Here is a 1080-nt window from a genome sequence, read left to right as displayed (position 1 = left end):
AAAGATGTGCTGATACAAGCGCCTTTGGGCGATACCACGTTACTTTGTGGTAGCGTCGTGCAGCCAGAAGCTTTGGCTCTTGGCAAAAACGCTTATATATTTATGCGCGGTGGAAGTGCAGGGGCTTATATGTTTGGTGCAAAAAGCGTTGTGGAATTTAGTGCGCCATATGTTGGCAATGCGGGTTTTGCACTTGCTGCACTTTTGGGCGAGGAAGTATTGATATGCGGACTTGATTGTGGCTATATCGAGGGCAAAAGCAAACATGCCAAAAACTCTTTTTATGGCAAAGAGGCACCACAGATTCCAGCTCATGCCTTCAAGGTACAAGGTAATACAGAATCTAGTGTTTATTCTGACGCGCTATTTAGTTTGAGTGCGCGTAGTATGGAGCGATGTATCAAGGCATTTACACCGCGTATCGTGCTAAATCTCGGTGAGGGTGCGTATATACAAGGAACAAAGGCATGCAGTATAGAGGAATTTAGTTTACGTGAGCTTGAGAGAGGAAAAAAGCAAAAAGCTATCAACAAAATTATCGCACATTGTAGTACCGATTATACACAAGTTTTTAGGACATACGGGGATTTGAATCTTGCGGAAGTGCTTGCATACAAAGAGGAATTTATGACGCTTTTATCCTGCAGAGTACGCAACAAAAAGGAATTATTTGCCCTAATCGATCGCGTACACCACTTTAGTCTTAAGATGAGTGCGCAAAATACCTTTGTGGGGTTACTTTTTGAGGGGAGTGTTGGACATATTTTACATAATCTCATGGTGAGTGCGTTACATTTGCCTAGCGATGATATTGAGGGATTTTATTATAAATCTGTGGGGATTATACGCGAGGGAATGGAAAAAATGGTGATGAGCTATAGGTTGCTTTGTGTAAGCTTAGGAAGGCAATTGACACACGATGTTAAGCAAGGATAAATATATGCGGTTGCCGTATTTGGTGGTGGTAGGATCGCACACAGATGTAGGGAAAAGCGCAGTGAGTGCCGCACTTTGTTATGGATTAGGCTTAGCATATCATAAGATTGTGCAAGCAGGTACGCCAACAGATAGTGATGTTAT

1 protein-coding gene and 1 pseudogene are annotated in these 1080 nt (G+C 42.6%); both read left to right on the top strand.

Going from position 1 to position 1080, the window contains the following annotated elements; translation table 11 throughout:
* Positions 1-936, top strand: a pseudogene (locus tag C6H22_RS07555) (motility associated factor glycosyltransferase family protein); the annotation flags it as partial.
* A partial coding sequence (locus tag C6H22_RS09125; protein ID WP_324826086.1) for an AAA family ATPase occupies positions 920-1080 on the top strand: 161 nt, incomplete at its 3' end. The pseudogene C6H22_RS07555 and the gene C6H22_RS09125, both read left to right, overlap by 17 nt.

Origin of the sequence: Helicobacter equorum, from assembly GCF_900198655.1 — a bacterium.
GTDB classification, from domain to species: domain Bacteria; phylum Campylobacterota; class Campylobacteria; order Campylobacterales; family Helicobacteraceae; genus Helicobacter_F; species Helicobacter_F equorum.
This window is presented reverse-complemented; position numbering and strand designations above follow the sequence as displayed.